The sequence below is a fragment of the Streptomyces sp. NPDC093064 genome (assembly GCF_044754605.1).
In the GTDB taxonomy this organism is placed as follows: Bacteria; Actinomycetota; Actinomycetes; order Streptomycetales; family Streptomycetaceae; genus Streptomyces.
In genome coordinates this window covers 48,762-74,191 of record NZ_JBIVPK010000005.1, presented here as the reverse complement: position 1 = coordinate 74,191, position 25,430 = coordinate 48,762, and the positions used below count along the sequence as shown (strand labels likewise).

The following is a 25,430-nucleotide window of genomic DNA, read 5'->3' as shown; positions in this document are numbered from 1 at the left end:
GGTGGCCGCGGAGAGGTTCAGCGGGCCGGGAGGGCGCGGACGAAGTCCGCGACGACCTCGTTGAACTCCTCCGGCTTCTCCAGGTTCGGGTAGTGGGCGGTGCCCTCGATCGTCACGGAACGGCCGTCGGGGACGGTGCGGGCGAGGCGTTCGGCCTCGGCGATGAGGTCGGGTGTCTCGAGGGCGCCGTTGACGGTGAGCACGGGGACGCCGATCTTCGGCACGCGGTCCCAGGTGCCGGTCAGGGGCACGTGCCAGTTCTTCTCGTCGGCGGTGTGCTTGGACAGGGTGTGCAGGGCCATGTCGCGCAGCCGGCGCAGGATGTCCTGGTCCATGTCGTCCGGGGTGCGGTGCGGGCCGGGCGCGAAGCGCAGGAAGGACGCGAGCCAGCCCTCGATGTCGCCGGCGCCCAGGGCGCGGGCCGATTCGGCCTGCGTCTGCCGCGCCCACGGGTCGGTGTACTGGAACTCGCTGGTGACGGCGCCGCAGGCCACGACCCCGCGGACCAGTTCCGGGTACTCCAGCACGGTGTCGGTGGCGATGGCGCCGCCCATCGAGACGCCGACGAGCACCACCGGGCCGGCGTCGAGGTGGCGCAGCAGCGCGGCAAGGTCGTCGGCCCAGCGGAACGGCCCGGTCGCGTTGGCGGAGAAGCCGTGGCCGCGTACGTCCGGGGCGATGACCCGGAACTCGGCGGCGAGGGCCGTGATCTGGGCGTCGAGGACGCGGTGGTCGACCCAGCCGGAGTGCAGCAGGACCACGGGGTCCCCGCTGCCGGTGTCGAGGTAGGCGAGGTCGCCGTCGGAGGAAGGGAGGAAACGCAGATCCGCAGGAGCAGTCATGACAACCAGGGTGTCATTTCACGGCGGAGTTTGGCAACCTAGGTGTCATGATGGTGCGATGAGCGACATCGACAGCGACATCGACGACAGTCCCGAGACCCCCCTCCCGCCGGACGAACTCGGCCGCCGCCTCACCGAGGTGTTCGACCTGGTGGGCCCGCTGTACCGGCGCGTGCAGCGCAAGGTCGAGCAGGGCGAGGCCGTCGAGGGGCTGTCCGTCGGCGTACGGGCCGTGCTCGACCTGCTGCACAAGCACGGCCCGATGACCGTTCCGCAGATGGGGCGCGCGCAGGCGATCAGCCGCCAGTTCGTTCAGCGCATGGTGAACGACGCGGCGGCCCGCGGCCTGGTGCGCAGCGTCCCGAACCCTGCGCACCAGCGCTCGTCGCTGATCCGGTTCACGGACGCGGGCCGGGCGGCGATCAACGCGGTGCTGGCCCGTGAGCACCTGCTGCTGCGCCGGGTCGGGGGCGATCTGACGGAGTCCGAGGTACGGGCCTGCCTGCGCGTGCTCGGGGAGATGCTCGACCTCTTCGAGCACGTGGACGTCGACTGACCGGCCTCACTCCCCCATGACGAGCCCGTCCTTCGCCGCGCCCCGGCTGAGCACCGCGGTGCGGATCCGGTCGCGCACGCCCCGGAGGTCGGCACCCTGGGCGATGGCCCTGCTCACGTTCAGCACCCGGCCGGCGTCGAGGTCGAACACCTCGGGGACGAACTCGGCGCGGGCCACCTCCCATCGCCCGCCGGGCCGGGCGGGCGGGGAGAAGGTGAAGCGGGCGAGGGTGCTCTGGTTGGCGCGCGGGTTCCGCGCGCCGCTGTCGTCGGTCGTGGCACCGGTGATCTGGTCACCGAGGCCGTAGACCACCCAGGTGCCGTTGACCTTCTCGTAGGCCTGCGGGACATGGGCGTGGCTGCCGAGGATCAGGTCGACGTCGGGCCGGCCGCCGGAATGCGAGGCGGTCAGCTTCCGGGCGAGGTCCAGTTGCTGCGCATCGGGTGCGTCCTGCCATGCCCGGCCCCAGTTCAGGGACACGACCACGACGTCGGCACCCCCCTGGCGGGCGGCCCTGGCGTCCTCGATGATCCGCTTCTCGTCGATCACACGGACGGCCCACGACTGATCGGGAGGAAGGTCCTCGTTCGTCCCGTAGGTGTAGGCGAGGTGGGCGACCACGGCCCGCCCGGCCTGAAGGAGCGTGCCGCGTGACTCGCTCTCGGCGCGCGCCGTACCGGCGTGCCGCACCCCGGCTTGGTCGAGGGCGTCCAGGGTGCGCCGGACGCCGTCGGCGCCGTCGTCCAGGGCGTGTTCGGAGGCGGTGGCGCAGCTGTCGTAGCCCGCCGCGGCGAGGGACGGCGCCAGCTCGGGCGGGGACTTGTAGCGCGGGGTGCCGGCGTAGGGCGCGTTCGCGCCGAAGACGGTGCCCAGGTGACACAGCGCCAGATCGGCTCGGGAGACGATGTCCTTGACGCCTTCGAGCATCGGACGGAAGTCGTGGCCTGAGCCGCCCGCGTCGAAGGCTGCCCGCTCCAGCACCGGGGGCTCGGGCAGGATGCCGCCGGAGGCGACGAGCGTGAAAGCGCTGGGCACGGTCGCGGAGTCCGGGGCCGGGGCGGCTCGTCCGGGCGGAGGGTGCTGCTCTTCCCTTTGGTGAGCCTGGCAGGCGGCGGCCGCGGTGAGGAGGGCCGTCACGACCAGGGACACCTGCTGTCTGCGTGCGATCATCAGTTCACCCCAAGGCGGTCGTATGGACAGACAAATGGGTACGAATCTGACGGCTTTCGCAAACGGTATCGGGGCTTCGTTAGCCCGTTCGTGTGTGACAAGGGGCCTGACGGACCGTTCGTCGTACCGTTCGCCGACGCGATCGACCGTCCGTCGCACAGCGGTGTGCGCGCCCTGTCCCCGTGCGGCCCCCTGCGATGCCATACGGCCATGACGGCCGGAACCACCCTCCCGCACGGGACGACGACCGCCGAGCACGAGCTCGCCGCACTGCAGCGCGAGCACGGCCGACCACTCTTCGCACTGCTGCTGCGCCTGTGCGACGGCGACCGCCAGCGCGCCGAGGACCTGCTCCAGGAGACGCTCGTACGCGCCTGGCAGCACCCCGAGGCGCTGCGCGCCGACGCCTTCGACTCGGTGCGGCCGTGGCTGCTGACCGTGGCGCGCCGGCTCGCCATCGACGCGCGCCGCGCCCGGCAGGCCCGCCCGCCCGAGGTCGGGGACGCGGACCTGGAGAACGCGCGGGTCATCGCCGACCACGCCGAGCGGTCCGCCGCGACGCTCGACGTCCGGGAGGCTGTGAAGACACTCACTCCCGAGCATCGTGAAGTCCTGGTGCTGGTGTACTTCCGGGGGGCCAGTGTGGCGGAGGCCGCCCAAACCCTGGGCATCCCGCCCGGTACCGTGAAGTCCCGCGCGTACTACGCGCTGCGCGCCCTGCGCCGGATGCTTCCGGGATACGCGGCCGACCTGCGGTGAAACCGACTGTCGAGTCAAACCTCCGTAAAGCGCCTTGCCGTGGACCGCTATTGAGTAATCGGCTGTCCTCATCCGTGTTCCGACAGGGGGCCCGCCCCCGGGACCCGGGGTCGGGCGAGGAGCGCGCACCGGAGGAAGGCAGGAAGGGATGCTGCACAGAGGTCACGAGAGCACGGACGGCCAGGGCGGCGGCGAACTGGCCGTCCCCATGGCCTGGTTGTACGCCGAGTACATCGCCGACGAACTGCTGCGTACCGGCGATCTGATGCCGCCGACGTCGTTCGAGTTCCGCGCCGGGCGGGACGCGCTGGCGCTCACCATCTTCCTCTCCGACACCGGCGGCGAGCTGTCCCGTGTCCGGGTGGTCTCCCAGCTGGAGACCTGGCTGTCGCTGACCGCGTACGACCAGCCGTGGCAGGACTGGGTGTGCGAGCGGATGGCCTGCCTCGCGGCCGAGGCGGACGCCCGCGGGGTGCCCTCGCCGGACCTGGCGCTGGCCGAGGCGGCCTGGCGCTGGCTGGAGGAGACCGAGCTGCTCGCGCCCGATCTGGACGCGGTGCCGGGCGGCGCGGGCGTGGTCGGCGAGGACGAGGGACCGAAGGTGTGGACGCCCGCCTGGCGACTCGGACTGCCCCTCGGGCATCTGGCGATCCACCTCTTCTAGATCTTTCTTGGAATCCGACCAATCCGCGGGGCCGGCCGCTCCGAACGTCTTGATTACGATTCGGAACGCGGCTGAGTGATTCCGGTGCCGGGTGCGTACGGGTGGGAGCAAGGAGTAACCCCACCCGCACTCACAGGCACGAGGATTCGGCATGAGGTCCCTGGAACGGCATCGCGACGTCGGCGCGTACGCGCTCGGCATGCTGGACGAGGCGGACGCCTTCCGCTTCGAGGACCACCTCATGGAGTGCGCTCGCTGCGCGGCGCACGTCACCGAGTTCGGGCCCACGGCACGGCAGCTGATGCTGTACCGCCGGGCCACGCCGCGCTTCGTGCACCCCATGACCCGGCCCGGCTCCGCGCTGCTGGACCGGCTGCTCGGCGAGGTGACACGGCGGCGCCGGGCCGGACGCCGGCGCGTCCTCTACGGGCTGGCCGCCTCGGTGGTGCTCGCCGTGGGCGGACCCGCGGTCGCCGCCGTCGCCGGGCACCACGACGGGCCCGCCCGGTACTCGGCGACCGACGCGACCACGGGCGTGTGGGCCGAGGTCAGGGCCGCCGACCGGGACTGGGGCAGCGACGTGGAGGTGCGGGTCAAGGACGGCGCGGGCCCCTATTCCTGCCGGCTCGTCGTGGTCGGCCGGGACGGCTCGGAGCAGACCGTGACCACCTGGACCGTCCCCCCGCACGATGCGCGGCCCAGCACGGTGGCGGGCGGCACGACGATGCATCCGGGCCAGATCGACCGCTTCGAGGTGCGCACCGCGGACGGGCGGCCCCTGGTGACCCTCGACGCGCGCTGAGCCGTCACTTGAGCAGCCGGGACAGGCGCCGGTCGGCCAGCGGCTTCCCGCCCGTCTGGCAGGTCGGGCAGTACTGGAGCGAGGAGTCGCTGAAGGACACCTCGCGGATGGTGTCCCCGCACACCGGGCAGGGTTCGCCGGTCCGGCCGTGCACGCGCAGGCCGCCTTTCTTCTCCGCCTTCAGCCGTCCGGCCGCGAGGCCCCGGGAGCGCGCGACCGCCTCCGTCAGGGTGGTGCGCAGCGCCTCGTACAGGGTTCGTGTCTCCCGCGGCGTCAGGGAGGCGGCCAGCTTGAACGGGGACATCTTCGCCGCGTGCAGGATCTCGTCGCTGTAGGCGTTGCCGACACCCGCGATCAGGCCCTGGTCGCGCAGTGCACCCTTGATCTGCCGCCGCTCCCCCGCGAGCAGCCGGGCGAACCGCTCCTCGTCGAAGTCGTCGGCCAGCGGGTCGGGTCCGAGGCGTGCCACACCGGGCACCTCCTGCGGATCCCGTACGACGTGGACCGCGAGCCGCTTCTGGGTGCCGGCCTCGGTGAGGTCGAACCCCGCGCCGTTCTCCAGGGCGACGCGCAGGGCGAGCGGGCCCTTGCCGGGGCGGGGCGCGCCGTCGGGCAGCCGGTCCTTCCACTGGAGCCAGCCCCCGCGGGCCAGGTGGGTGACGAGGTGGGGGCCGCCGTCGGTGCTCAGGTCCAGGAACTTGCCGTGCCGGTGCACCGCGGTGACCTCGTGGCCTTCGAGGGCGGTGACCGGGGGGTCGTACGTCTTCAGCACGCTGATCGCGACGGGCAGTACGCGCACGATCTCGTGGCCGACCAGATGGTCGGTCAGGAAGTCCTTGAGCGCTTCGACCTCGGGCAGTTCCGGCATAGGTCCAGAGTGCCACCGGAGGCCCCGGGCGCCATGCGGTGTGCCGGACGCCTCGGCTCCCGGCTCTCAGCTCTGGTCAGGGACCGCGAACTCGCACCACACGCACTTGCCGCCGCCGCGCGCCTCCACGCCCCACACGTCGGTGAGCCGGTCCACGAGCAGCAGTCCCCGGCCGGAGACGCCGTCCTCTCCCGGTTCACGGCGGCGCGGCAGGGCGCTGGAGGAGTCCTCGACCTCGATCCGCAGCCGCCGGGCCGGGCCGCTGAGGACCCGCAGGGTGACGATCGCGGAGCCCTCGGTGTGGATCAGGGCGTTGGTGATCAGTTCGTCGGCCACGAGTTCGATCTCGTACGAGTCCTCCCCGGCGCCCCAGTCCCGTACCGCCGTGCGGATCATGTGCCGGGCCCGGGTCAGGGCCTCGGGGTCGCCGGGGGCCACGTACTGCTGGAGCCGGCCGACGGGCTGCCGCTCGGCCGGCACCCGGCGGCGCAGCACCAGCAGGGCCACGTCGTCGTCGCCGCCCCGTGCCTCGGCCATCGCTATCAGCCGGTCGGCGAGGTCCCGTACGTCGCCGGGTCCGGCGGCGACGGACCGCGCCAGGGCCCGTATGCCGTCGTCGAGGTCGGCGCCGGGCTGTTCGACCAGGCCGTCGGTGCACAGCACCAGGGACTGCCCGGGATCGAGCTCCATGGTGCCGACCGGGTACTCCAGGCTGCCGAACTCGGCGGACAGGCCGAGCGGCAGCCCCCCGTCGACGGCGACCCGGCGGCAGCTTCCGTCGTTGTGCCGGACCAGCGGGTCGATGTGCCCGGCCCGCACCAGCTGGACCACGCCGGTGGACAGGTCCGCCTCCGCGTACAGGCAGGTGGCGAAGCGGTCCGTGTCGAGTTCGTGCAGGAAGACCGAGGCGCGGGCCATCACGGTGGCCGGAGCGTGGCCCTCGGCGGCGTAGGCGCGCAGCACGATGCGGAGCTGGCCCATGACGGCGGCGGCGTGCGTGTCGTGGCCCTGGACGTCGCCGATGACGGCGCCGACCCGGCCGCCGGGCAGCGGGATCAGGTCGTACCAGTCGCCGCCGATGTCCCGGCCCAGGGAGCCGCCCGCGTATCCGGAGCGGTAGCGGACGGCGACGTCGGCGCCGGGCACGCTGGGGATGGTGCGCGGCAGCATGGCCTGTTGCAGGCCCTGGGCCAGGTCCTTCTCCTGCTCGTAGAGCATGGCCCGCTGGAGGCTCTGCGCGATGCTGCTGCCGAGGGCGATCAGGACGTTGCGCTCCTCCGAGGTGAAGCCCCGCCGGTCGCTGTAGAGCAGGCCCATGCCGCCGATCGGGCGGGCCTGGGCTATCAGCGGCAGATAGGCCGCCGAGGTGATGTCCAGTCCGGTGATGTGCGGCCACAGAATGGGGTAGCGCTCGGCGAAGTCCTCGGGGGACTCGATGAAGCGGGGGCTGAGGGTGCGCACGGCCTCGCTCATCGGGTACGGCTCGTCGATCCGGGTGACGCGGGTGCCGGGCACGGAGGAGCCCTCGGGGCCCTCGGCGACGAGCCGGATGCGGCCGGCCTCGACCAGGCCGAGGACCAGGCTCTTGGAGCCGAGGAGGGCCAGCCCGTGGGAGTCCTTGACGACGTCGATGACGTCCTGCACGGTGCGCGCGTGGGCGAGGGCGGCGGTGGCGGTCTCCACGACGTTGGTCTGCTTGCGCCGGGCCGCGGCCTGGGCGGCCCGCTCCCGGCGGGCCGCGATGTCGTTGAGTTCCTCGGAGGCGTCCCGGATGATCCCGATGATCCTGCGCGGCCGGCCCGTCCCGTCGCGGCGGATGGAACCCTGGATGTGGGCCCAGCGCAGGCCGCCGCCGCGGCGGCGCAGGCGGACGTAGGTGCCGTAGTTCTCGCGGCCCTCCTTCATCGCCTGGGCCACCAGCGCGTCCAGGCGCTCGCGCTCGGACCGCGGCAGCCGCTCGCCCACGGTGTCCGGACGGCTGTCGTTCTCCTCGGGGGTGATGTCGAAGATCCGGTGGGCCTGGGCGTCCATGTGCACGAGCCCGGCGTCCAGGTCCCAGTCGAAGGTGCCCATGCCGTTGAGCGCCAGAATGGGTTCCGGGTGGGCGGGCCAGTCCTCCGGGAGTGACAGGGCAGGCGCTCCCTGTTCAGCCATGGGGACACCTTGCCAGGGATTGACTGATTCTTCGAGCCGGGGGTGGGGTAGCCGGGGCCCGTGACTTTCCCGGGGGACGCGAGGAGAGGAGCGCTCGACCGTGGGTTGGTTCACCGCACCCGAGTACTGGCTGAGCCGGCTGGTCTTCCAGCGGGCGCTGGCCGCGGTGTATCTCGTCGCGTTCCTGACGGCGGCCCTCCAGTTCCGCGCGCTGCTCGGCGAGCGGGGCATGCTGCCGATCCCCCGTTTCCTCGAGCGGGTGCCGTTCGCCCGGGCGCCGAGCCTGTTCCACCTGCGCTACTCCGACCAGCTCTTCGCGGCGGTCGCCTGGGCCGGGTGCGCGGTGTCGGCGGCGCTGGCAGCGGGTGCGGACTCACTGGTGCCTTTGTGGGCGGGCATGCTGCTGTGGCTCGTCCCCTGGGCGCTGTATCTGTCGATCGTCAACGTCGGGCAGACCTGGTACGGCTTCGGATGGGAGTCGCTGCTGCTGGAGACCGGGTTCCTCGCGGTCTTCCTCGGCAACGACGAGGTGGCCCCGCCCGTCGTCGTGCTGTTCCTGCTGCGCTGGATCCTCTTCCGCGTCGAGTTCGGCGCCGGGCTGATCAAGCTGCGCGGCGACGCCTGCTGGCGGAAGCTGACCTGTCTGCACTACCACCACGAGACACAGCCGATGCCGGGCCCGCTGAGCTGGTTCTTCCACCATCTGCCAGGGCCGCTGCACAAGGCGGAGGTGGCCGCCAACCACGTCACACAGCTGATCGTGCCGTTCCTGCTGTTCACGCCGCAGCCCATCGCCACGGCCGGCGCCGCGCTGATGATCGTCACCCAGTTGTGGCTGGTGCTGTCCGGGAACTTCGCCTGGCTGAACTGGATCACGATCGTGCTGGCGCTGTCCGCGGTCCGCTTCCCGGGGAACGCTCCATCCGTGCCGGCCGCGCCGCTGTGGTACGAGGTCGTGGTCGTCGCCGTGGCCGCGCTGGTGGTGTTCCTCAGCTACCGCCCGGTGGTGAACATGGTCTCCCGCCGACAGGTCATGAACCGCTCCTTCGACCCGCTGCACCTGGTCAACACCTACGGCGCGTTCGGCAGCGTCAGCCGCGTCCGCTACGAGGTGGTGGTGGAGGGCACGCTGGACGAGGTGCGGGACGAGGACGACGAGGAAGCGGACTGGCGGGAGTACGAGTTCCGGGGCAAGCCCGGTGATCCCCGGCACTGGCCGCGCCAGTTCGCGCCCTACCATCTGCGCCTGGACTGGATGATGTGGTTCGCCGCGCTGTCCCCGGCCTACGCGGGCGTCTGGTTCGGCGCGCTGGTGGAGCGGCTCCTGGAGAACGACCGCGACACCCTCCGGCTGCTGCGCCGCTCCCCCTTCACGCCCGACGAGCCCCCGCGCTACGTCCGCGCCCGGCTCTTCCGCTACCACTACACGACGCGGCGGCAGCTGCGCGCGACCGGCGCCTGCTGGGACCGCACCTATGTGCGGGACTTCCTGCCGCCGACCCGGCTGGCGGCCGGCACCGAGGAGCCGTGACCGGCCCCCGTTGTCGGACCCGGCCGGTACGGTCGCGGGCATGAGAGCTACGGGCACCTTCACCGGCGAAACCGTGGGCGAGGTCGCTCCCGCCCTGGTCCGTGGGCTCCAGCAGGCGGCCGACCTTCGTGGAGATCGTGTACGCCGACCGCGGAAGGCTTCGCAGGGCCGCGCCGAGGCGGCGTTCGGACAGGCCGAGGCCGTAGTGCGGGGCGGTGTCGAAGGAGCGGATGCCCTGCTCCCAGGCGGCGGCCACGGCCGCCCGCGCCTGCCCCTCGTCCACTTCGGTGTAGAGGTTGCCGATGGCGGCGGCACCGAAGCCGAGGGCGCTGACCTCGACCCCGCTCCCGCCCAGCGTCCTCATCGGGCCTCCTGCGCGGCCGCGGGCCCCGCAGGCCGCCGTCGACGGCGAGGCCGGTGCCGGTGGCGGCGCCGGACAGATGGCTCGCCACGTCGGTGGCGACCCGCACCGGGGCGACGTCCTCCCGGACGGCCGCGTGGCCGAGGACGTAGTCGGGGCTGGTGGGTCCCTCGATCCAGTACGGGTCGAACTCGGCGAGCGCCCTGGTCCGGCGGATCGCCTGGGGCACCAGCCATTCGGGGTGGGCCCCGGCGAGCAGGCGCCGCAGGGACGCGCCGACGCGTTCGGCGGCGAGGCCCCACACCGCCTTGACGACCGCGCCGACCGCCATGTGCATCACGCCCTTCTCGGGCCCGGGCCGGCGCAGGTTCATCGCGTCGGAGCCGTCGAGTTCGCGCGAGGCGGGGAGGCGGATGACGTGGGTGTCGACCGCGGTGATGCGGGCGGGCGTCGCGGACACGGATGGCCTTTCGGTCGGTGGCGGGGGAAGTCGCGCGGGCGGGCCTGGATTCCGGTCGTGCTCAGGGCCCGGGGGCCGGCAGTGGCGGTTCCGGGCTGCGGGTCCGGGACTCCGACCATTCGCGCAGTTCGTCGGCGCCGACCTCCTCGATCACCGTCCGCAGGGTCTGCCGGGCCACGGCGTCGCGTTCCGGTTCGGGCAGGAGCAGATACCGGTCGACGGCCCGGCGCAGGGTCTCGCGTGCCCGCGCGGTGAGCACCCAGCGGGAGCCGGGATCGTACAACTGCCGCATGCCGGTGAAGAACACGGCACCGCCCGCGATCATGGCGGTCAGCCAGGCCGGTGCGTGCAGACCGGCGGCGACGACCGTCATCGAAGTGGTGGCGAGGGCGCCCAGCTCCGTGCCGCGGTGCAGCCGTCTGGCCCGGTCGCAGGACCGGGTGTAGAACGTCAACTCCCGTTCGGCCAGGGCCAGCAGGGGATCCGGCTGGGCGGCCCAGGAGTGGTCGGGAACCGCTCTTCGTGTCATCGCCACATCATCGTGGCCGCGCACCCCACCGGAAAAGAGCGGCACGGCTCACTGGGAAAGAGCGGCACGGCCCGATTCCGCCGCGCCGCCCCCGGTTCAGGGCCTCACGCGCGCCGCAGCCGCAGTGTCATCAGCTCGAACGGGCGCAGCCGCACGGCGATCCGGCCGCCGTCCCGCTCCGGTTCGGCCGCCTCGGGCAGGGCCCGCTCCAGCAGATCCGTCACCGTCACGTCCGCGACCTCGAACCCGGCCGTCAAGGTCGCCCTGGCCCGGCCGCCGTGGGCCTCGTGGAAGCGGACCACCACGTCACCGCTGCCGTCGTCGGCCAGTTTCACCGCCGTCACGACCACCGCGTCCTCGTCCACCGCCACCAGGGGAGCCACCTCCCCGCCACCGGTCAGCCGCCGCTCGGGCACGTTGATCCGCCAGCCCTCGCGGACCGCGTCCCCGATGTCCGCGCCCGGCACCAGGGCGTGCCGGAAGCGGTGCGCGCCCTGGTCGGTCTCGGGATCGGGGAAGCGCGGGGCGCGCAGCAGGGACATCCGGACCGTGGTGGTGGTGCCCCGGTCGCCGTCGGTGCGGACCGTGCGGGTCACATCGTGGCCGTACGTCGAGTCGTTGACGACGGCGACGCCCCAGCCGGGCTCGGCCACGTGCACGAAGCGGTGGTTGCAGGCCTCGAACTTGGCCGCGTCCCAGGAGGTGTTGGTGTGGGTGGGCCGGTGGAAGTGCCCGAACTGCGTCTCCGACGCGTACCGTTCGGCGTGCACGTCGAGCGGGAAGGCCAGCTTGAGGAATTTCTCCGTCTCGTACCAGTCCACCTCCGTGTCCAGCACCAGCCGCCGCTCCCCCGCCGGAAGCGACAGCACCTGGGTGACCCGGGAGTTCCCGAAGGCCCGTACGACCCGCACCGAGGCCCCGTCCTCGCCGGCAGTGACGGACTCGGCGTCCGTGAGGTCGGTGACCGTGTTGCGGTAGAACTCGTCCACGTCCCAGGCGTCCCACATGTTCGGGAGGTCCGGGTGCAGTTGGAGGAGGTTCGCGGCCCGGCCCGGAGCGATCGTCTCCCGGCCGGCCTCGATGTCGTACACCGAGACGACCAGGCCCCGGTCGTCGATCCCGATCCGCAGCAGACCGTTGTCCAGTACGTGTCCGCCGCCCGCGCGGGGCCTCAGCTCCGTGCTTCCCCCGGTGGCCGGGGTGGCGGCGCCGCCGGCCGGGACGCCCGCCCGCGCGTGCGGGGCCGCGTTGAAGACCAGCGGGGTGGCGCCCTCACCCGCCAGCGCGCGTTGCGCGGACTCGACGATCCGGTTCAGCTCCCCGGCGATCCGCTCGTACGTGGCCCGTGCCTCGCGGTGCACCCAGGCGATGGAGGAGCCGGGCAGGATGTCGTGGAACTGGTGCAGCAGCACCGTCTTCCAGATCCGGTCCAACTCCTCGTAGGGGTAGGCGAACCCAGTACGTACGGCCGCCGTCGCCGCCCACAGCTCGGCCTCCCGCAGCAGGTGTTCGCTGCGCCGGTTGCCCTGCTTGGTCCCGGCCTGACTGGTGAGGGTGGCGCGGTGCAGCTCCAGGTACAACTCACCGACCCAGACGGGGGCTTGCGGGTACTCGGCCTCGGCACGGTCGAAGAAGGCCCGCGGTGTCTCCCACACCACTCTCGCGGAGCCCTCCAGATCGCGCAGCCGGGCCGCCTTGGCGACCATCTCCCGGGTGGTGCCGCCGCCTCCGTCGCCCCAGCCGGTGGGTGCGAGGGAGTGCCGGGCGGCGCCCTTGTCCTTGAAGGTGCGTGCCGCGTGGGCGATCTCACCGCCCGTCATGGAGCAGTTGTAGGTGTCGACGGGCGGGAAGTGGGTGAAGATCCGGGTGCCGTCGATGCCCTCCCACCAGAAGGTGTGGTGCGGGAACGCGTTCGTGCGTGACCAGGAGATCTTCTGCGTGAGCAGCCGGGTGGAGCCCGCCGCCCTGATGATCTGCGGCAGTCCGGCGGCGAAGCCGAACGTGTCGGGCAGCCAGGCCTCGTCGTTCTCGATGCCGAACTCGTCGAGGAAGAACCGCTTGCCGTGCACGAACTGCCGGGCCATCGCCTCCGAGCCGGGCATGTTGGTGTCGGACTCCACCCACATGCCGCCGGCCGGCACGAACCGCCCGTCCGCCACGGCCTTCTTCACCCGCGCCCACACCTCGGGCCGCCGCTCCTTGAGCCACGCCCACTGCTGGGCCTGGGACATGGCGAAGACGAAGTCCGGCTCGTCCTCGAGCAGAGCGGTCATGTTGGACGCGGTGCGGGCCACCTTGCGCACCGTCTCCCGCAGCGGCCACAGCCACGCCGAGTCGATGTGGGCGTGCCCGACCGCGCTGATCCGGTGCGCGGAGGCGGCGGCGGGCGCGGCCAGCACCTCGGTGAGCCGGGCGCGGGCCCCCTCCGCCGTGCCGTTCACGTCCTGGAGGTCGACCGCGTCCAGCGCCCTGTCCACCGCGCGCAGGATCTCCCAGCGGCGCTGCGAGTCCGCCGGCAGCTCGGCCATCAGCTCGCCCAGCACCTCCAGGTCGATGACGAGCTGCCACACGTTCTCGTCGAACACGGCGAGGTCCATGCGTGTGAGCGTGTACTGCGGCTCGTCGCCCGCCGTCTCGCGGTCGCCGAGCGGGGTGGGCAGGAAGCCGGGGATGACGGGGTTGGAGGCGGCCTCGATGTGCAGGCGCACCTCCTCGCCGCCCAGGGCGGGGGCACCGACGCGGACCCACTGGTTGCGCGGGTTGAGCCCTTTCACCGGGGTGCCGTCCGGCCGGAGGACCAGGCCCTCGCACTGGAAGCCGGGCATGTTCTCGTCGAAGCCGAGGTCGAGCAGGGCTTCGACGGTTCTCCCGGCCCATGCCTCGGGCACGGTGCCGGTCACCCGGAACCAGCTGGTGCCCCACGGCGCACCCCACCGGGTGCCCACCTCGATCGGCTCGGGCTCGGCGGCCAGGCCCTCGGCGACCGGTACGGGCTCGCCAGGCGCGTGCCACACCGCCACCTCCAGCGGGACGGACTCGGGATACACGGCGGGACGGATGCGCTCGCCGAGCACCCGCCGCAGGCGGGCCTCGACCAGGCCGCGGTCGTCATGCATGAGGGACGCTCCGTGGGGTGGGCGGGCGGCGGTCCGGGCCCGGGGCGGGCATCAGCGGGTTCGGGGGTCCGGCCGTTCCCCGTCGGCCGAGCCCTCGCGCGGCTCGGCTCCCTCGGTGTCCGGCCGCGGTGCGCTCGGGCCCCGCAGCGCGAGCCGGCCGTCGCCCTCCTCGGGGCGGGCTCCGCCGGAGTTCCGGTCACCGTGGCCGTTCAGGTTCTGCCGGACCGAGTCCAGGATCGTCAGGCCCTGGGCGACCAGGCCGGCCGCGATCTCGCCGAGCCCGTCGGCGCCGTTCAGGACGTTGACGTTGGCCCCGGAGAGGCCTCCCGCGGCCTCCTTCACGATCAGCGGCAGCTGGTCGATCAGCATCCGGTCCAGGGCGACACGATCGTACGATGCCGCGGCCTCGGCCTGGATCTTCATCCGCTGCGCCTCGGCGGCGGCGAGGACCCTGACGCGTTCGGCCTCGGCCTCGGCGGGCTTCACGATCTCGGCCACCAGCTCCTGCTGGCGCAACTTGGCCTGCCGCTGGGCCAGTTCGGTCTGGGCGTCGAGCACCTCCTGCCGGGCGTGTGCCTGCGCCAGCGGGCCGGCCTGGGCCGACCGCGCCTGGGCCCGGTCCACCTCGGCCGAGTACTCGGCCTTCACCACCGCGGTCTGCCGGGCGTACTCGGCCTGCTTGCGCGCCGCCTCCTGCTCCGCCTGGGCGGCGGCCTGGTTGGCCTGGGCCTGGGCGATCTGGGCCTGCCGCCGGATGGCCGCCTTGTGCGGCGCGGACATCGCGTCGATGTAGCCGGTGTCCCCGTCGTCGATCGACTGGATCTGCAGCGAGTCCACGATCAGGCCGATCTTCGCCATCTCGGTCTTCGAGGTGTCCAGCACCTCGGCGGCGAGCTTCTGCCGTTCGGTGACGATCTCCTCGACCGTCATCGAGCCGATGATGGCCCGCAGGTGGCCGGCGAAGATCCGGCCGGTCAGGACCGACATCTGGTCCTGGTCGGAGAGGAACCGCTGGCCCGCGTTGATGATGCTCTCGGTGTCGTTGCCGACCTTGAAGGCGATGACGGCGCGCACGTGGAGCGCGATGCCCTGCCTGGTGACGCAGGTCTCGACGACCTCGGACTCGCACATCGACAGGGTGAGGAAGCGGACCTTGCGGAAGACGGGGAGCACGAACTTGCCGTGGCCCGTCACCACCCGGAACGGCGCGCCCCCCAGTCCCCGCCTGCCTCCGGAGATCAGCATCGCCTCGTCGGGGGCGGGAACGCGGTAACCGAACATGGTCTTGTTCTCCTTAGTCCGGATCAGCCCGGATCAGCCCCGATCCACAGGATCGTCCCGCAATCTCTCCAAGGGGTCGCCCCACGCGATGACGTCGACCTCACGGCATCCGCGTGATTCGACCACGAGCACCGTCGCACCGATCGGCAGCGGTTCCTGCGACCAGGCGAGGAAGGTCTCGGAACCGCCTCTGACCCGTACCAGGATCTCGCCCGGACCGGCGGAACCGCGCGTTCCGATGAGAAGCTCCCCCGTGCAGCCGATCACGGCCTCGTCCTGTGCCATCGCCGACCGGTTCCCCTCGTACGCGTCCTCTGCCTTCGACCTTAGACCCACTCCGACGGGCCGCATACGCCGCTGCACCGGCCTTTCCGCGGCGGGCGGCCTCTCGACGCGGCACCCGCCGCCGGGCACAGTTCTCCCTGCGTACCCGTGAGTACGAAACCGCCCGTCCCCCATCCGAGGAGCGCCCGTGACCAGCTGGGCCGGCCGCAGTGCCGCCGAGATCGCCGCCGCCGTACGCGAGAGGCGGGCCACTCCCCGCGAGGTGGTGGCCGAGCACCTCGCCCGTATCGAGCGGCTGGACGGCCGCGTCGGCGCCTTCCGCACCGTCCGTGCCGAGGCCGCGCTCGAGGAGGCCGACGAGGTGGCGGCCCGCGGCGATCTGGCCGGACTGCCGCTCGCGGGTGTGCCGGTGGCCATCAAGGACAACCTGGCGGTGCGGGGCGAGTCCAGCCGCGTGGGTTCGGCCGCGACCTCGGACACGCTGGCCGTCGACGACCATGTCACGGTGGCCCGGCTGCGGGCGGCGGGCGCGGTGGTCGTCGGGTTGACGAACGTGCCCGAGCTGTGCGTCTTCGGCACCACGGAGAGTGTCCACGGCACCACCCGCAACCCGTGGGACACCACCCGGAACGCGGGTGGCTCCTCGGGCGGCAGCGCGGCGGCGGTCGCCGCCGGCATGGTCCCGATCGCCCTCGGCAACGACGGCATGGGCTCGCTGCGCATCCCGGCCGCCAACTGCGGCCTGGTCACCATCAAGCCGGGTCACGGGGTGGTGCCCGCCGGTATCGGCGAAGGCGACTGGTTCGCCATGGCCGAGAACGGGCCGCTCGCCACGACCGTCGAGGACGCGCGGCTGATGCTCTCCGTGCTGGCCGGCACCGACGCCGTACGCGGTCGGAAGGCGGCCCCGCGCACGATCGCCGTGTCCGTGCGCAGCCCGCTCGCCGGGGTGGGCGTGAGCACGCCCTACGCCGCCGCCACCCGGGACGCGGCGCGGTTGCTGGCGGGGGCCGGTCACCGGGTGCGCCGGGCCGAGCCGCCGTATCCGATGTCGCTGGGCGTGACGTCTCTGCGGCACTGGACGGCGGGCACGGCCGTGGACGCCGCGGGCCTGGACCCGCGGCGGCTGGCCCGGCGCACCCGGGTGCATGCCGCCGTGGGGCGGCGGTTCCTGAAGGGGGTGCGCGCGGATACGCGACGGGAGGCGCTGCGGCGGCGGATGGAGCCGTTCTTCGCCGAGTACGACATGCTGCTCACCCCCGCGCTGGCCCGCCGCTCCCCGCAGGCCGGGCCCTGGCACGAGCGGGGCTGGCTGCGCAACGTACTGGCCGACACCGCCTACTCGCCGATGACCCCGCCGTGGAACCTGACCGGATGGCCCGCGATGGCGGTGCCGTTCGGCGCACTGCCCTCGGGCGCCCCGTGCGCCGTTCAACTGGTGGGCCGTCCGGGCTCGGAGGCGGACCTGCTGGACCTGGCGGAGGAGATCGAGCGGTTGCGCCCGTGGACCCGGACGGCGGACCTGCCGCCGGACGCGTAGGGCCGCCCCGGGCTCGCAGGGCCCGTTCTGGAGGGGCCCGTTCTAGAGGGCCCGGTACATGATGTGCAGGCCCACCAGGCCGTGCCGGGGGTGCTCGAACGCCTCCGGCACCGTGCCGAGGATCCGGAAGCCGAGCGAGGTCCACAGCCCGACGGCGGGGTTGGTCTCCACGACGGCGTTGAAGACCATCGCCCGGTAGCCGGCGGCCGTCGCGGCCTCGATGACGTGTTCGGCCAGGGCGCGGCCGATGCCGCGTCCGGCCTGGTCGGGGTCGACCATGAAGCCCGCGTTGGCGACGCGGGCCGCGGGACCGCCGTAGTTGGGGGTGACGTAGGCGGAGCCGACGACCGCCCCGGTGTCGTCCTCGGCGACGTACACGCGTTTGGCGGGGCTCATCCACAGGGCCCGGGCATCCTCCTCGGAGGTGTCCGGGCCCCAGGCGTAGGTCTCGGCGGCGACGACGATCCGGTGCCAGAAGGGCCAGATCCGCGGCCAGTCCTCGGCCGCGGCTTCTCTGATCAGCATGGGCGTGAGTCTGGCACGCCCATGCGGTCGGCGATCGCGACGGGTTTCCGCCGGTCAGTCCACGCTGGGCAGGATGTGCGGCTCGGCCAGGTCGTCCTCGTAGCCCGCCAGGCGGATCGGGGCCGAGCGGGCCCACACGTCGAGGCTGCCCAGATCCGCGGGCCGTCGGCCCGCGCGCTCCGTGCGTTCGTTGGGGCGCTGCTCGCGATTCGTCTTCTCCGGTGTCACCGCGCACTCCTTATGTGTCGGTCACCCTCGGGGCATGCGGCCGGTACGCACCGCGCCGCCCAAGCCCGTTCGGGTCTGGTTGGTATGCATCTCGGACGCGGTGGCGTCGGCAACTGAGGTGCGAGCAGGCCGTGGTGCACCGGCTTGCCCCGGGACGGACCATGGGTGTGGATGGAACCCCTAGTCGCTGTCCGTCCACCCCAGATTAACCAAATGAGCGGCCCCCTGCTCGATGGGGCTGCAAAGAGCTGGTAACTATCTGACGTCGCGCGTGTTGATTGGACCACTTACAGGGCGATTTGTCGCATCATGTGCCGGGCGGGATTCATCCCTGAGGGCTACCCGGCACACCCGCGGGACCGTTCAGGTTCCGTTGGCCGCGCCGCAAGCTCGCCATGATCTGCTGACCCACCACGACGGCTTTCTCGCAGGAGGACCGACGCATGGAGCTGCGCAGCGCCGAGGAGCTCATGGACCTGCTGTACGCCTGCCCGCCCGATGCCCGCGCCCACGCCCTGCGCACCGCCGCCCTGCTGCGCCGGCATCATCCGGCCGACAAGGAGCTCCAGGTGGCGGGCCTGGTCCACGGCATCGGCCGGCTGTTGCGGCCGGGTGGCGGAACCGGTGCGTCCGACCCGGCGGCGGACGCGGTGCACGCGCTGCTCGGCGAGCGCGTCTCCCGCCTCGTACGGCGGCACGCGGCGTCCGCCGACGGCCGTCTGCCCGACGAGTCCGACGAGGACGCGCTGTCGCTGCGCCAGGCGGCCGAGGAGGCCGGCGCCACCGGTTTCGACGCCGGTGTCCTGGAGGACTGGCGCACGGTCCTGGAACTGCTCGCGGCGGGCAACTACCGGCTGCGGACCGTGGACTGACACGACGTCGGAACGGGGACGGCCGGAGGGCCGCCCCGGCGGTTCACCACTTGCCCGGCGCGTAGTCCTTGAGGAAGACGCCGTACAGGTCCTCGCCCTCCTCGCCGCGGACGATCGGGTCGTAGACGCGGGCGGCGCCGTCCACCAGGTCGAGCGGGGCGTGGAAGCCGGCCTCCGCGAGGCGGACCTTGTCGGGGTGCGGACGCTCGTCCGTGATCCAGCCGGTGTCGACGGCCGTCATCAGGATGCGGTCCTTCTGGAACATCTCCTCGGCGCTGGTGCGCGTGAGCATGTTCAGGGCGGCCTTGGCCATGTTGGTGTGCGGGTGGCCGGCGCCCTTGTAGCCGCGGTTGAACACGCCCTCCATGGCGGAGACGTTCACGATGTAGGTGCGGCGGGCCGCGGCGGCCGCCATCGCCGGACGCAGCCGGCTGATCAGGATGAAGGGCGCCGTCGAGTTGCACAGCTGGACCTCCAGCAGCTCCACCGGCGTGACGTCCTCCACCGCCTGGATCCAGCTGTTGGTGTCGTGCAGGTCCGGCACGAGACCGCCGGCGTCGATGGCCGTGCCGGCCGCGATCCGCTCCAACGACGCCGAGCCGGAGACCAGCGCCAGGTCGGTGACGTCCTGGGCGGTGAGCGCGCCGCCGCCCGCCACCGGCAGCTCCGCGACCGCCCCCGAGCCGAACGTGCCGATCACCTCGGCCGCGGGCAGCTCACCGGCCGGCATCGGGGCCGACTCGGCGGCGACCAGCTCGCTGTAGGCCTGCGGGGAGCGCCGTACGGTCTGGGCGGCGTTGTTGATCAGGATGTCCAGCGGCCCCTCGGCGGCGACCGAGTCGGCCAGGGCCAGCACCTGGGCCGGGTCGCGCAGGTCGATGCCGACGATCTTCAGCCGGTGGATCCACTCGCCGCTGTCGGGCTGGGCCTTGAAGCGGCGGATGGCGTCGTTGGGGAAGCGGGTCGTGATCGTGGTGTGCGCGCCGTCGCGCAGCAGCCGCAGCGCGATGTACATGCCGATCTTGGCGCGGCCGCCGGTGAGCAGGGCGCGCTTGCCCGTGAGGTCGGCGTGGGCGTCCCTGCGGTCGCGGTTCTCGTCGGCGCACCGCGGGCAGAGCTGGTGGTAGAAGTAGTCGACCTCGACATAGCGGGTCTTGCAGACGTAGCAGGAGCGCGGGCGCTGGAGTATGCCCGCGATCTGCCCCTCCCGCGTCGCGGACGAGGGCAGGATGCCCTCGGTCTCGTCGTCGATGCGCTGCGCGGAGCCGGTGGCCGTGGCCTCCGTGACCGCCTTGTCGTTCGCGGTCTTGGCGGCCCGGCGCTCCTGGCGGCGGCGCTGCTTGACCGTGCGGTAGATGTGCGAGGTGGCCCGGCGCACAGCGACGGCGTCCGGGTGGTCCACCTCGATCCCGTCGAGCTCCTTGAGCACGCCGAGGCACACGGCGAGGCGTTCGGGGTCGATACCGGGCCCGTACACCACTTCGTCCGTGGCCGTCGGGCCTTCGTCTGTCACCGTCATCGCGCTGCCGTTCCCTGATCACCCGTGCGGCGCTCCGACTCGCGTCCGCTTTCGAACCGGGGATTTTACGGCAGCGCCGGGCCCGTAGGCCAAACCGCGGTGATCAGGGTCCGCAGACCGTGATCAGGGTCTCCACCTCCTCGGTCACGGCGCGGGCGAGCCGGTTCAGGTCGGGCACGGCCCGTGCGTCGGCGACGAGCCCGTAGTGGACCTGGCCGCGGTAGGTGGAGATCGCGACGGCCAGGGACTGGCCGCGGGCCAGCGGCGCGAAGGGGTAGACCTCGGCCAGCGGATGGCCGCCCAGTTTCAGGCCGATGCCGGGCAACGGCACGCTGGTGACCAGGATGTCGAACCACAGCCGGGCGGCCTGGGCGACCAGCGGTCCGCCGAGCCGGTGGCCGAGGGCGGGCACGTGGTCGGCGAGCAGCGCGACGGCGCCCGCGCCCCGGTTGGGTCCGGCGTCCTTGTTGCGGTCCATGGCGGTGCGGACGGCGCCGAGCCGACGCAGCGGGTCCGGGTCGCCGACGGGGAGTTCCATCAGGTAGCCGGAGAGCCGGTTGCCCTGCGGGTGGGCGGTGCGCGGGCGGCGCCTGGAGACCGGGATCAGGGCGCGGGGCGCGATCCCCTCGGTGCCCTCGCCGCGTTCGTCGAGCCAGCGCCGCAGGGCGCCGGCGACGACCGCGATCAGCACGTCGTTGACGGTGCCGCCGACGGCCTTGCGGACCAGGTGCACGTCGTCGATGTCGACGACCGCGCCGGCGGTGCGGCGGGTTCCGGTGGGCTCGGCGGTGAGCGCCGGGGTGGACCGCGTGGCGAGGGACGAGCGGGCGACCGAGGCGCCGATGTCCAGGGCGCGGCCCACGTCGGACAGGGCACCGCGCAGCGCCTCGGGCAGCTTGCGTACGTCGGGCAGCGGACCGCGTGCGGGCGCGGCCGGACGGGGCCGCGAAGTGGGCATGTCCATGGGGTCCAGAATGGCCGCGGCGAGGGTCAGGGCACGCAGGCCGTCGGCGAGGGCGTGGTGGAACTTGAACAGCACGGCGAAGGAGACGCCGTCCTCGCCCGGCAGCACGTGCGCCTCCCAGGGCGGGCGGTTGCGTTCCAGCGGGCGCTGCATGAGCCGGCCGGCCTCGGCGTGGAAGTCCGTGGCCGGGGCGTGCAGCCGGACGTGGTGGAGCGGGTCGAAGCCGGGGTCGGGTTCGCGGGCGGCGCCGCCGAAGCCGAGCGGCGGGCGCAGCGCCTGGGCGAGGGGCCGGCGCAGGTCGAGCGGCCGCCACACGTCCCGGATCCGCATGCGCAGGCCGGGCACGGCGGCCGCGCGGGCGGCGAGCAGGTCGGCCGCGTGCGCGCCGGCGGTCGGCGAGTGGGCGGAGAAGACCCCGAGGGCGCCGAGGTGCATGGGGTGGTCGGCGGACTCGATGTTCCAGAACGCCAGGTCGAGGGGAGCGAGCAGGTCGGGAGTCAATGGCTTGCCTCGCATCGGCGGTGGGTGTGTACGCAGTCAACCGCCCTCGACTGATTACAGTCAAGTACGATCAAGCTACTCTCAGTTAACAACAGATTAAGTCGGACCCATGAAGAAAGGGGTGGGACACATGGGGCCTTTGAGGTCACTTCGACCCGCCGCGGGTGTCACCGCAGGGCGGGTGGCGCGGCCTGCGCGGACGTGCCCCACGCCGAGGGCCGCGGTCCCACGGTGTAGCTCAGGGTGCCGAGCGACCGCAGGGCGCGGGTGGTCAGATACGTCCGGTCGTGCGGTGCTCCGCCGGCCCGGACCGACTGGATGTACCGGTCCTTGCGCGAGGTGCCCGGCGCCGTGATGGTGAGACCGCCGCGCGGGTAGTAGCCGCGGTCCAGGCGCAGGTCGACACGTTCGAAGACGGGCGTGGACAGGCCCCAGGTGGGATAGCCGGGCTGGACGGGGAACAGGCCGATGGAGGCCAGCACGTTCCAGGCGGACATGGTGCCCAGGTCGTCGTTCCCGCTCAGCCCGGCCGGCTCGTCGGTGAACAGGGTCAGCGCGGCGTGCACCACGTCGGTGGTCTTCCACGGCTGCCCCGTCGACAGGTAGGTGTACGGCGCGGCGAGGTCCGGCTCGTTCATCGGGTTGTACTTGTCGGCGCCGTAGTAGGCGTACGGCCCGCTGACCCAGGTCTCGCGGACGGTGCGCTCCGGGTCCTTGAGCAGGTCGGCGTAGGCGAAGAACGCGTCGAGCCGCGCGTTGGCGGCGTGCCGGCCGCCGATCAGGCGCACCAGGCCGGGCAGGTCCTGCGGCACCAGCCACTGGTACTGCCAGGACGTGCCCTCGTGGAAGCCGACGCCGCGGGCCGGGTCCGCCGGTCCGGTGAAGGCGCCGGAGGTGTCGCGGGCGCGGAAGAAGCCGGTGGCGGGGTCGAACAGTTCGCGGTAGGCGCGGGAGCGGGCGGCGTACCGCGCGGCGTCCCCGTGGTGGCCGAGGGCGCGGGCCATCCGGGCGAGCATCGCGTCCGACAGGGCGTACTCCAGGGTCGCCGACGCGCCGAACGCGTAGTCGGAGTGGCCGGGCTTCGCAGGCTCGTGGCCCTTGAGGTACGGGACGTAGCCGCGGGCGAGGTAGTCGCGGTTGGCGTCGCGGCCCACGGCCGGGGAGTCGGCGGGCGGCACCCCGTCGGCGTTCCGCCTCAGCGCCCGGTAGGCCCGCTCCTCGTAGCCCTTCAGCAGGCCCTGCTGGTAGGCGTTGGTCAGGAACGGGGTGACCGGGTCGCCGGTCATGACGTTCGTCTCGACGGTGCCGTAGCCCCACTTGGGCAGCCAGCCGCTCTCCTCGGCGACCCTGATCACCGAGATCGCCATGTCCCGGGACTCGCGCGGCGCGAGCAGGGCCAGCAACGGGGCCTGGGTGCGGTAGGTGTCCCACAGCGACCAGTTCTGGTAGTAGGTGAAACCCCGCGCGCGGTGGATCCGCCCGTCCCAGCCGGTGTAGCGGCCGTCGGCGTCGCTGCCGGTGTTCGGCGCCAGGAACGAGTGGTACAGCGCCGAGTAGAACGTGCGGCGAAGGACCGCGTCGCCGCCCCGGACGCGTACGTCGGCCAGCCGCCTCTCCCAGGACCGCCGGGCCGCGCCGCGCACCGCGTCGAAGGAACGGCCGCCCTCCGCCGCCAGGTTGCCCGCCGCGCCGGCCGCGTCGACGTAGGACAGCGCGGTCGTCGCCTCCACCGTGCGGTCCTCGGTGGTGTCGAAGCGGACGTAGGCGCCGCCGTGTCCGGTTCTGGACCCCGCCGTGACCCGGGTGCCGTCCCAGGTGCCGTACGCCGTGAACGGGCGGTCGAAGCGGGTGACGGTGTAGACGGTGTAGGGCCGGGTGTCCCGGCAGAAGCCGCGGCCCGTGATCGCGGTCCGCACGGTGCGGTCGTCCAGGATCTCCACCTTCGCGGCGCCCGGCTTGTGCAGCGCCTGGGCCACGTTGAGCAGGATGTTGGCCTTGCCGGTGGCCGGGAAGGTGTAGCGCTGCACCCCGGTGCGCGCGCTCGCGGTCAGTTCGGCGCCGATAGCGCCGATACCGGAGGACAGGCCGACGCGGTAGTAGCCGGGGCTCGCCCGCTCGGTGTCGTGGCTGAAGGCGGCCGCGTACTTCGCGTAGTCCGTCCGAGTGACGTCACCGGTGGTCGGCAGCACCGGCAGGTCGCCGCCGATGCGGCAGCCGACGCCGGAGAGATGGACCAGGGAGAAGCCGCGGACGCGGTCCTGGGCATGGTCGTAACCGGTGCTGTGGCCGGTGTCCGGCGAGAGCTGCACCATGCCGAAGGGCACGGCCGCGCCGGGGAAGGTGTTGCCTTCGTTCGCGGTGCCGATGAACGGGTCGACCAGATCGGTGAGCCGGTCGTCGCGCGCTTCGGCGGCCGGTGCGGCGACGGGAGCGGCGGTCAGCGCGAACGCTGCCACCGCCCCCGCCGCGCACAGGCGCAGGCGCCGGGTCCATCTCATGCAGGAAGACCTCCGAAGGAGACGTCACTGCCTGCATGATCCGGTCTGAAGGCCGGTCAGTCCGGCAACCGGCGGGTGTCGCGCGCGACGCGTCGCGGATCGGCGCCCCGTGCGGGGCCCCCGGACGCGCCGCGTCGGGCTACGGGACCAGCTGACCCTTGCCGAGAGCGATCACACCGCCCTGGGAGACGGTGTACAGCTCGGCGTCCCGCTCCGGGTTGACGCCGATCGTCGCGCCGGGCGGCACCTCGACGTTCTTGTCCAGGACCGCGCCGCGCACGATCGCGCCCCGGCCCACCCGGACGTTGTCGTGCAGCACCGAGCCCTGGACGACCGCGCCCGGGTCGACCCGGACACCCGGCGACAGCACGGAGCGGGTGACCTGCCCACGGATCAGGCAGCCGGCGCTGATGATCGACTCGCCCGCGATCCCGCCCCCGTTGAACCGGGCCGGCGAGAGCTGACCCGAGTGGGTGTAGATCGGCCAGTCGCGGTTGTAGAGGTTGAACGCGGGGCGCTCGGCGATCAGGTCCATATGGGCCTCGTAGTACGCGTCGAGCGTGCCGACGTCCCGCCAGTAGCCCTGGTCGCGGCTGGTCTCGCCGGGCACGTGGTTCGCGCCGAAGTCGTACAGCTGGGCCTCGCCGCGGACGGTGAGCTGGGGCAGGATCGAGCCGCCCATGTCGTGCACCGACCGGTCGTCCTCCGCGTCCCGCTGAAGTGCCTCGATCAGCACCTTGGTGGAGAAGATGTAGTTGCCCATGGAGGCGAAGACGCTCTGCGGGTCGTCGGGCAGCCCCGGAGGGTCGGCGGGCTTCTCCAGGAAGCGCTGCACGGTCTGCCCGTCCGAACCGGGGGTGATCACCCCGAACGACGACGACTCGGCGCGCGGCACCCGCATGCCCGCGACCGTCACGCCCGCGCCGCCCTCGATGTGCTCCTTGAGCATCTGCCGCGGGTCCATGCGGTAGACGTGGTCGGCACCGAACACCGCTACGTATTCGGGCTGTTCGTCGTGGATCAGATTGAGCGACTGAAGGATCGCGTCGGCGCTGCCCAGGTACCAGCGGGGCCCGAGCCGCTGTTGGGCGGGGACCGGGGTGATGTAGTTGCCGAGCAGGCTGGACATCCGCCACGTGGTGGTGATGTGCCGGTCCAGCGAATGCGACTTGTACTGAGTCAGCACGCAGATACGCAGGATGTCGCCGTTGACGAGGTTGGACAGGACGAAATCGACGAGCCGGTACGTGCCGCCGAACGTGACCGCTGGTTTGGCGCGGTCCGCGGTCAGCGGCATCAGCCGTTTGCCCTCTCCGCCCGCGAGGACGATCCCGAGGACCGAAGGTCCACCACGACGCATGGCCGCTCCCCTCACCAGGTTGCCTCCCCCCTGCACCTGAGCAGG

At 72.6% G+C, this 25,430-nt stretch carries 21 protein-coding genes and 2 pseudogenes; 7 read left to right on the top strand and 16 right to left on the bottom strand.

The window, feature by feature from the left end:
* Nucleotides 1-17 precede the first annotated feature (17 nt).
* A complete protein-coding gene (locus tag ACIQFZ_RS08385) occupies nt 18-842 on the bottom strand; it encodes an alpha/beta hydrolase (RefSeq protein ID WP_365417016.1) in 825 nt (274 codons plus the stop codon).
* Between the two features lie 58 nt (nt 843-900).
* On the opposite strand from ACIQFZ_RS08385, the gene ACIQFZ_RS08380 reads away from it, so the two are divergent.
* The gene (locus ACIQFZ_RS08380) at nt 901-1,398 is read left to right on the top strand and encodes a MarR family winged helix-turn-helix transcriptional regulator (protein WP_402690868.1); all 498 of its coding nucleotides are present in this window, start codon (nt 901-903) and stop codon (nt 1,396-1,398) included.
* Nucleotides 1,399-1,404: 6 nt separating this feature from the next.
* Here ACIQFZ_RS08380 and ACIQFZ_RS08375 read toward each other — a convergent pair whose 3' ends face one another.
* Nucleotides 1,405-2,568: a CapA family protein gene (locus ACIQFZ_RS08375; RefSeq protein WP_402690867.1), complete on the bottom strand. Its 1,164-nt coding sequence runs from the start codon at nt 2,566-2,568 to the stop codon at nt 1,405-1,407.
* A gap of 210 nt (nt 2,569-2,778) precedes the next feature.
* Here ACIQFZ_RS08375 and ACIQFZ_RS08370 point away from each other — a divergent pair, with 210 nt between their 5' ends.
* From ACIQFZ_RS08370 to ACIQFZ_RS08360, 3 genes are all read left to right on the top strand, one after another.
* On the top strand, nt 2,779-3,327 hold the full coding sequence (locus ACIQFZ_RS08370) for a sigma-70 family RNA polymerase sigma factor (RefSeq protein ID WP_365774669.1): 549 nt from the start codon (nt 2,779-2,781) through the stop codon (nt 3,325-3,327).
* 148 nt (nt 3,328-3,475) lie between these two features.
* On the top strand, nt 3,476-3,991 hold the full coding sequence (locus ACIQFZ_RS08365; RefSeq protein WP_365417009.1) for a hypothetical protein: 516 nt from the start codon (nt 3,476-3,478) through the stop codon (nt 3,989-3,991).
* 151 nt (nt 3,992-4,142) lie between these two features.
* The gene (locus tag ACIQFZ_RS08360; protein ID WP_365417007.1) at nt 4,143-4,793 is read left to right on the top strand and encodes a zf-HC2 domain-containing protein; all 651 of its coding nucleotides are present in this window, start codon (nt 4,143-4,145) and stop codon (nt 4,791-4,793) included.
* A gap of 4 nt (nt 4,794-4,797) precedes the next feature.
* Here ACIQFZ_RS08360 and ACIQFZ_RS08355 read toward each other — a convergent pair whose 3' ends face one another.
* Together ACIQFZ_RS08355 and ACIQFZ_RS08350 are read right to left on the bottom strand one after the other, a co-directional pair.
* Nucleotides 4,798-5,661, bottom strand: a complete 864-nt coding sequence (locus tag ACIQFZ_RS08355) for a DNA-formamidopyrimidine glycosylase family protein (protein WP_361417627.1) — start codon at nt 5,659-5,661, stop codon at nt 4,798-4,800.
* Nucleotides 5,662-5,727: 66 nt separating this feature from the next.
* Nucleotides 5,728-7,815, bottom strand: a complete 2,088-nt coding sequence (locus ACIQFZ_RS08350; protein WP_383058039.1) for a SpoIIE family protein phosphatase — start codon at nt 7,813-7,815, stop codon at nt 5,728-5,730.
* A 100-nt stretch (nt 7,816-7,915) separates the two neighbouring features.
* Between ACIQFZ_RS08350 and ACIQFZ_RS08345 the strand changes: the two genes are divergently transcribed.
* Complete coding sequence (locus tag ACIQFZ_RS08345; RefSeq protein ID WP_365417004.1) at nt 7,916-9,346, top strand: lipase maturation factor family protein; 1,431 nt, start codon at nt 7,916-7,918, stop codon at nt 9,344-9,346.
* Nucleotides 9,347-9,491: 145 nt separating this feature from the next.
* On the opposite strand, the pseudogene ACIQFZ_RS08340 reads toward ACIQFZ_RS08345, so the two are convergent.
* The 6 genes and pseudogenes from ACIQFZ_RS08340 to ACIQFZ_RS08315 form a co-directional block, all read right to left on the bottom strand.
* A pseudogene (locus ACIQFZ_RS08340) lies at nt 9,492-9,710 on the bottom strand (aldo/keto reductase); the annotation flags it as partial.
* A gap of 91 nt (nt 9,711-9,801) precedes the next feature.
* A pseudogene (locus ACIQFZ_RS08335) lies at nt 9,802-10,167 on the bottom strand (enolase C-terminal domain-like protein); the annotation flags it as partial.
* 61 nt (nt 10,168-10,228) lie between these two features.
* Nucleotides 10,229-10,696, bottom strand: coding sequence for a DUF4231 domain-containing protein (locus ACIQFZ_RS08330; RefSeq protein ID WP_365417002.1), 468 nt, complete (start codon nt 10,694-10,696; stop codon nt 10,229-10,231).
* A 104-nt stretch (nt 10,697-10,800) separates the two neighbouring features.
* Nucleotides 10,801-13,812, bottom strand: coding sequence for an alpha-mannosidase (locus ACIQFZ_RS08325; RefSeq protein WP_383058040.1), 3,012 nt, complete (start codon nt 13,810-13,812; stop codon nt 10,801-10,803).
* A 51-nt stretch (nt 13,813-13,863) separates the two neighbouring features.
* A complete protein-coding gene (locus ACIQFZ_RS08320; protein WP_365416998.1) occupies nt 13,864-15,093 on the bottom strand; it encodes an SPFH domain-containing protein in 1,230 nt (409 codons plus the stop codon).
* 33 nt (nt 15,094-15,126) lie between these two features.
* Nucleotides 15,127-15,378 (bottom strand): hypothetical protein, encoded by a 252-nt coding sequence (locus ACIQFZ_RS08315; protein WP_361417600.1) that lies wholly within the window; start codon nt 15,376-15,378, stop codon nt 15,127-15,129.
* Nucleotides 15,379-15,565: 187 nt separating this feature from the next.
* On the opposite strand from ACIQFZ_RS08315, the gene ACIQFZ_RS08310 reads away from it, so the two are divergent.
* Nucleotides 15,566-16,918 (top strand): amidase, encoded by a 1,353-nt coding sequence (locus tag ACIQFZ_RS08310; protein ID WP_402690866.1) that lies wholly within the window; start codon nt 15,566-15,568, stop codon nt 16,916-16,918.
* 42 nt (nt 16,919-16,960) lie between these two features.
* Here ACIQFZ_RS08310 and ACIQFZ_RS08305 read toward each other — a convergent pair whose 3' ends face one another.
* The gene (locus ACIQFZ_RS08305; protein ID WP_402690865.1) at nt 16,961-17,443 is read right to left on the bottom strand and encodes a GNAT family N-acetyltransferase; all 483 of its coding nucleotides are present in this window, start codon (nt 17,441-17,443) and stop codon (nt 16,961-16,963) included.
* 54 nt (nt 17,444-17,497) lie between these two features.
* Nucleotides 17,498-17,671, bottom strand: coding sequence for a hypothetical protein (locus ACIQFZ_RS08300; protein ID WP_141355952.1), 174 nt, complete (start codon nt 17,669-17,671; stop codon nt 17,498-17,500).
* 443 nt (nt 17,672-18,114) lie between these two features.
* Between ACIQFZ_RS08300 and ACIQFZ_RS08295 the strand changes: the two genes are divergently transcribed.
* Complete coding sequence (locus ACIQFZ_RS08295) at nt 18,115-18,543, top strand: hypothetical protein (protein ID WP_365416991.1); 429 nt, start codon at nt 18,115-18,117, stop codon at nt 18,541-18,543.
* Nucleotides 18,544-18,586: 43 nt separating this feature from the next.
* On the opposite strand, the gene ACIQFZ_RS08290 is transcribed toward ACIQFZ_RS08295, so the two are convergent.
* The 4 genes from ACIQFZ_RS08290 to glgC all read right to left on the bottom strand — a co-directional run bounded on the left by ACIQFZ_RS08290 (nt 18,587) and on the right by glgC (nt 25,385).
* Entirely contained in the window at nt 18,587-20,062 is a 1,476-nt protein-coding gene (locus tag ACIQFZ_RS08290; protein ID WP_402690864.1) for an SDR family NAD(P)-dependent oxidoreductase, read from the bottom strand.
* A gap of 103 nt (nt 20,063-20,165) precedes the next feature.
* On the bottom strand, nt 20,166-21,527 hold the full coding sequence (locus ACIQFZ_RS08285; RefSeq protein ID WP_402690956.1) for a wax ester/triacylglycerol synthase family O-acyltransferase: 1,362 nt from the start codon (nt 21,525-21,527) through the stop codon (nt 20,166-20,168).
* 167 nt (nt 21,528-21,694) lie between these two features.
* On the bottom strand, nt 21,695-24,025 hold the full coding sequence (locus tag ACIQFZ_RS08280; protein WP_402690863.1) for a GH92 family glycosyl hydrolase: 2,331 nt from the start codon (nt 24,023-24,025) through the stop codon (nt 21,695-21,697).
* Between the two features lie 139 nt (nt 24,026-24,164).
* The gene (gene glgC / locus ACIQFZ_RS08275; RefSeq protein WP_402690862.1) at nt 24,165-25,385 is read right to left on the bottom strand and encodes a glucose-1-phosphate adenylyltransferase; all 1,221 of its coding nucleotides are present in this window, start codon (nt 25,383-25,385) and stop codon (nt 24,165-24,167) included.
* Nucleotides 25,386-25,430: the final 45 nt, after the last annotated feature.

Coding starts and splice junctions, on each gene's coding strand:
- ACIQFZ_RS08290 (WP_402690864.1), bottom strand. CDS start 20,062: ATGACGGTGACAGACGAAGGCCCGACGGCCACGGACGAAGTGGTGTAC.
- ACIQFZ_RS08320 (WP_365416998.1), bottom strand. CDS start 15,093: ATGTTCGGTTACCGCGTTCCCGCCCCCGACGAGGCGATGCTGATCTCC.
- glgC (WP_402690862.1), bottom strand. CDS start 25,385: ATGCGTCGTGGTGGACCTTCGGTCCTCGGGATCGTCCTCGCGGGCGGA.
- ACIQFZ_RS08315 (WP_361417600.1), bottom strand. CDS start 15,378: ATGGCACAGGACGAGGCCGTGATCGGCTGCACGGGGGAGCTTCTCATC.
- ACIQFZ_RS08360 (WP_365417007.1), top strand. CDS start 4,143: ATGAGGTCCCTGGAACGGCATCGCGACGTCGGCGCGTACGCGCTCGGC.
- ACIQFZ_RS08350 (WP_383058039.1), bottom strand. CDS start 7,815: ATGGCTGAACAGGGAGCGCCTGCCCTGTCACTCCCGGAGGACTGGCCC.
- ACIQFZ_RS08330 (WP_365417002.1), bottom strand. CDS start 10,696: ATGACACGAAGAGCGGTTCCCGACCACTCCTGGGCCGCCCAGCCGGAT.
- ACIQFZ_RS08385 (WP_365417016.1), bottom strand. CDS start 842: ATGACTGCTCCTGCGGATCTGCGTTTCCTCCCTTCCTCCGACGGCGAC.
- ACIQFZ_RS08375 (WP_402690867.1), bottom strand. CDS start 2,568: ATGATCGCACGCAGACAGCAGGTGTCCCTGGTCGTGACGGCCCTCCTC.
- ACIQFZ_RS08370 (WP_365774669.1), top strand. CDS start 2,779: ATGACGGCCGGAACCACCCTCCCGCACGGGACGACGACCGCCGAGCAC.
- ACIQFZ_RS08280 (WP_402690863.1), bottom strand. CDS start 24,025: ATGAGATGGACCCGGCGCCTGCGCCTGTGCGCGGCGGGGGCGGTGGCA.
- ACIQFZ_RS08325 (WP_383058040.1), bottom strand. CDS start 13,812: ATGCATGACGACCGCGGCCTGGTCGAGGCCCGCCTGCGGCGGGTGCTC.
- ACIQFZ_RS08295 (WP_365416991.1), top strand. CDS start 18,115: ATGGAGCTGCGCAGCGCCGAGGAGCTCATGGACCTGCTGTACGCCTGC.
- ACIQFZ_RS08380 (WP_402690868.1), top strand. CDS start 901: ATGAGCGACATCGACAGCGACATCGACGACAGTCCCGAGACCCCCCTC.
- ACIQFZ_RS08305 (WP_402690865.1), bottom strand. CDS start 17,443: ATGCTGATCAGAGAAGCCGCGGCCGAGGACTGGCCGCGGATCTGGCCC.
- ACIQFZ_RS08355 (WP_361417627.1), bottom strand. CDS start 5,661: ATGCCGGAACTGCCCGAGGTCGAAGCGCTCAAGGACTTCCTGACCGAC.
- ACIQFZ_RS08365 (WP_365417009.1), top strand. CDS start 3,476: ATGCTGCACAGAGGTCACGAGAGCACGGACGGCCAGGGCGGCGGCGAA.